General features: G+C 62.4%; 3 protein-coding genes and 1 pseudogene. 1 reads left to right on the forward strand and 3 read right to left on the reverse strand.

The features are described from left to right. Nucleotides 1-65: 65 nt before the first annotated feature. A pseudogene (locus tag HMPREF9440_RS12370) lies at nucleotides 66-1,205 on the forward strand (restriction endonuclease subunit S); the annotation flags it as partial. A gap of 198 nt (nucleotides 1,206-1,403) precedes the next feature. On the opposite strand, the gene HMPREF9440_RS03280 reads toward HMPREF9440_RS12370, so the two are convergent. From HMPREF9440_RS03280 to HMPREF9440_RS03290, 3 genes are all read right to left on the reverse strand, one after another. Beyond that, nucleotides 1,404-2,522 carry an SLAC1 family transporter gene (locus HMPREF9440_RS03280; protein ID WP_008541491.1) on the reverse strand — a complete coding sequence of 373 codons (1,119 nt, stop codon included), beginning with the start codon at nucleotides 2,520-2,522 and terminating at the stop codon, nucleotides 1,404-1,406. A 257-nt stretch (nucleotides 2,523-2,779) separates the two neighbouring features. Beyond that, nucleotides 2,780-3,475: an ArsR/SmtB family transcription factor gene (locus tag HMPREF9440_RS03285; RefSeq protein WP_008541493.1), complete on the reverse strand. Its 696-nt coding sequence runs from the start codon at nucleotides 3,473-3,475 to the stop codon at nucleotides 2,780-2,782. 179 nt (nucleotides 3,476-3,654) lie between these two features. After that, on the reverse strand, nucleotides 3,655-4,444 hold a 790-nt coding region (locus tag HMPREF9440_RS03290), incomplete at its 5' end, for an ATP-binding cassette domain-containing protein (RefSeq protein WP_008541494.1).

Consider the following 4,444-nt stretch of genomic DNA (forward strand, 5'->3'; position numbering starts at 1 on the left):
AAGGGCCCCGGTGAAGAGGTTCCTTAGGTACCTTTTCATCTCCGCGAAGAGTTCATAAATCCGAATGGAAATCTAAAGGTATTCCTTTTTTGAGAGCACGAGAGCTAGCAAACCTAGCAGACACAGGAACATTGGTGAATGAACTCTTTATTGACAAGGAATTGTTCCGCATCAGAACCAGCAAAGGAGAAACTCCTAATCCCGGAGATTTGGTTTTTACAGCCGTCGGGACATTAGGAAAATGTTATGTTGTAAAGAGTGATGACATCTTTTTTTGCAAAGACACCAACACACTCCGATTCTCGTCTCACAAACAATACCCTGAATATCTTCGGACTCTTTTTCAAACCCCCTACCTTCAAGGCGTCATTCAAAAAACGGCCGTTGGATCTACCGTCAAAAATCTGACCATCGGCGTCATGCGAGATTGGTGGATTCCTGTTCCGCCGATCGAAGAGCAACGCCGCATCGTCCAGAAACTCAACGAACTTCTGCCTCTTGTCGAATCATACGGGAGGGAGCAGTTAGCTCTTGAGCAGTTGGAGAAGGAACTGCCGGGAAAGTTGCGCGCCTCCTTGCTGAGCGAAGCCATCCAGGGGAAGTTGGCTCCTCAACTCGACACCGAACCCGCGGTCGATCAAATCGGCGAAGTTCCGGAAGACGTACCATTTGCCATTCCCGAAAAATGGAAATGGACGCGAATTCAGGATGTCGCCACCCTGAACCCTAAAATAACCACCCATGATGAATCCCTCAAAGTCTCCTTTGCACCCATGGCATCAGTTGACGCAGGATACATCAACCACATCAACACATCTGACGAAAGATCCTGGAGCTCTGTAAAAACGGGCTACGCAAAGTTTGCCGAAGACGACATCCTTCTTGCCAAAATCACCCCTTGCTTTCAAAACAGGAAGTCAGCCATTGCCACTAATCTCAAAAACGGCATTGGTTGCGGATCCACAGAATTCCATGTTTTGAGAGCGTCCAAAGAAGTTGACAAAGAGTATTTATTGATGTTCCTAAAGAGTCAATGGTTCATCGAATACGGCGTTGAAAACTTCAAGGGCACTGCCGGACAACAGCGTTTGGGGACGGCTGACTTGAAGTCCTGCCCCTTCCCTTTGCCTCCCCTCAAAGAGCAGCGCCGCATCGTCGAGAAGCTCAACGTGCTCTTCAAGGACCTCGACCGCCTCACCGGTTGAGCAACGAGGGGCTCCGGCCCCGCAGCCCCCCCGCCGGCCACTTCGTCTCAAACCGGAGGGGCGTTGCTTTGCCGGGGAGGAAGAGAGACCAGCCCTCCCCGGCAGACCTCCCGGACTTCGGCCCGATTGCCCGATCGGGCCGAAGGGATCCCGGAAAGTGTTCGGAAATCACTCACGGGGCTTCACGCACCTCCAAACTCAAGACTTCTCCAACCCGTCTCGCCCGGCATTCACCGCCGCCACGGCCTCGGGCTGCGGGACCACCGCCCCCGTCAGCTTCTTCACCTCCGGCGGATTCAAAATCGACCCGTTCAGCAAACCCCGAATCGTCCCCACGGCCGCGGCCGTCCAGAAGAAGGCGAGAAGAGCACCCAACTCCGCCGCCACCCACGGCAAAAGCGCCAACTCCATCATCGCGGAGAGCCGGAGTGCGAGCACCGTCAAAGCGCCCACGGGGAAGACGAACGCCCACCAGCTGATCGCGAACGGCAGCTTCCCCTCGCGGAGGTTCTTCACCGTCAGCACCGCCGCGATCACCATCCACCACAACGCCGCGCCCATGAAGGCCGACGCCACCAGCGTCCCGTAGCGGATCAAGGAGGCGTCAGCCACGGCGTGAAGGAGCGCCAACATGCTCAGAGGAATCACCGCCAAGGGCGCCAGGTGCACCCAAAGGGTCGGGGTCATCTTCCCGACGATGGGCGCCCCCAGGAAGTGCCTCGCCATGGTGAGCGCCGTCAGCCCCACGTACATGAAGACCCCCGCACCGAACCCCACCATGTTGACGCCGAAGTAGACCTCCCGCATCAAGCCTTCCGCAGGGGCCGCCAGGCCCGCGCCCGCCACCGGGATGACCACCAAACCCACCGCCGGGATGAAGTGACCGGGGGTCACCTGGTCAAGCGTCAGACTCTTCCCCGCGAAGAGAAGCGAGAGGATCACGAAGCTCGACAAGAACGTCCCCACGACGCCCGGCCACCAGAGCCAGGCGACGGCGGTCAAGGGTTCCGCGCGGACGGTCCACTCGGCGGCCATGACGAGAAGCGCGATCGGAAAGGTCGCGTAGAACGCGCCTTCCACCGGGTGCGAGACGGTGTGGAGCACCGCCTTCGGGAAGAAAACGAGCCGCAGCACGGCCGCCGCCCCCAGCACCGTCATCATCACGACGGCGGCCCAGTGGAGGATTTCGGCCGGGAGCGCCGCCCAGGCGAAGGTCTTCGAGAAGAGCGTGAGCGCCAGGCTCGTGACGGCCGTCCCCATGACGGCCGCGAACCAGCCCGGGGCCATGGTGCGCACGAAGAGAGTGAAGCGGTTCATGTGGAAAATCCTTTTTGAAATGTTGAACGGGCGGAATGTCGGTCGAAGGCGGTCGGCAGGATTGCAGAGCAGCCGGAGCCTCAACCGCCCCTGCGGCGGCGGTCGTTGGTCGTTGAAGCGTGGCCGGTGGTCTGAGACCGGCCGGGAAGAATGAGCGGTGTCGGCGGAGCGGCCTCGGGGCGTTTTGGTCAGGTCGGCCCCGATTGGTCGGTTTGGTTGGTCGGTCTGGTCGTCCGGCCCGCCGACACCGCTTCGCCTCACTTGTCCGGTACAGGGCTCCCGCCCCCGGCGGACGCGTCGGCCGAGGTTTCGAGTTCGCCCCCGCGGGCGCGCCACTCCATGACGCCGTCCCGCACGATGTGAAGAGTCCGGCCCTTCTTCGCCAAGGCTTGAGCCGCGTCCCGCGCCAGGAAGCAGTAGGGACCGCGGCAGTAGGCGCCCAGTTCCGTCCCTTCGGGGAGCCGCAGAGCCAGGGCCTCGATCTCGTGCCCCTCGGCGTGGAGCGCCCCGGGGATGTGCCCGGCGGCGTATTCCGACGCGGGGCGCACGTCAACGAGCATCATGCGGCCGGCCTCCACCCTCGCCGCGGCCTCCTCCATCGAGATCACGTCCGCGTCCGCGCGGATCTGACGGTCAAGTTCCGCAAGCGATTCGAGCGCCTTCTCCGCGGCGGCGCGAAGCGTCACCGCCAGATCCGCCCCCCAGGCGCCCGACAACGCGTAGCGTTGGCAGCGGCCCTCGCGCGCGGCGGTCACGAGACCGGCGCGGGCGAGGATCTGAAGATGGTTGCTCACGCTCTTCAAATCAGTCGAGATGAGGGACGCCAGCACCTCCACCGTCCTCGGCGACTGCGCGAGGATTTCAATGAGTTCCAGCCGCGTCTCGTGCCCGAGCGCGCGCCCGACGATGCTGACCTGGTGGTAGAGCTGGTGCTTCGTGTCGATGTTGGCCATGGGGATGACATTCCAAGAGATGTTGGAATGATGATATTCCAATGTTTGTTGGAATGTCAAACGACCACGACGCCGAACTCGACGCCGAACACGGTGCTGAACTTGAGGCCCCGATGCGCGAAGGGCCTCCGGCCGACGCCGAAAGCCCCTCCGAAGCGGGTCCTCACTCTTCCTTGGGATCAGGCCGTTTCTTCAGCCTTCACCTCGGTCTTCACCCCGATCTTCAGCCCCCGCACCTCGCGGGCGTCCAGCACGAAGTCGCAGTAGGCCAAAAGGTCCTCGTCGTGCGTGACGACCAAAACCGCCCTTCCCGCTTCCGCCTCTTCGCGAAGGAGCTTCGCCAAGCGCTCCAGATTCCCGCCGTCCAACCCGCTCGTGGGTTCGTCGAGCACCAGCAAAGCCGGATCCTTCATCAACGCGCAGGCGATGACGAGCCGCTGCTTCTGCCCGCCCGAGAGGCTCTGCGGGTGGCGGTCACGGAATTCGATCAACCCCAAGCGCGTCAAGGCGGCTCCCACATTGGCTTCTTCTTCCGGCGTCAACACCGGCATCCGGCTCCAGAAGCCGGGGGTGCGCAGCGCCAAACGCCTCGCGTACGCCACTTCCTCCCCGACGCTCCGCATTTGGAGCTGGTGGTCGGCGTTCTGAAGGACGAGCGCCGTGCGGCGGAGCCGCTCGGCTTCACTTCCCAACACCTCGCCCCGCACGCGGAATTCGCCTTCCGCGCCGGTTTCAAGCCCCGCCAGGACGCGGGCGATGGTCGTCTTCCCGGAGCCGTTCGGCCCCACGACGGCGGTGATCCCGGCGGGCAAAGAGATCCCGACGTCGCGGACCGCGACGGGGCCGCCGTCCGCCATCGCCCAAGAGAGGTGCGAGACGCCGAAAACTTCAGTCTCGGCCTCCTCCGCCGTTGGGGCGTCGTCGCCGAACCGCACCCGGACGGGCCGATGCCGAAGCGCCCGGCCGGCG

Source organism: Sutterella parvirubra YIT 11816 (genome assembly GCF_000250875.1).
GTDB lineage: Bacteria > Pseudomonadota > Gammaproteobacteria > Burkholderiales > Burkholderiaceae_F > Sutterella > Sutterella parvirubra.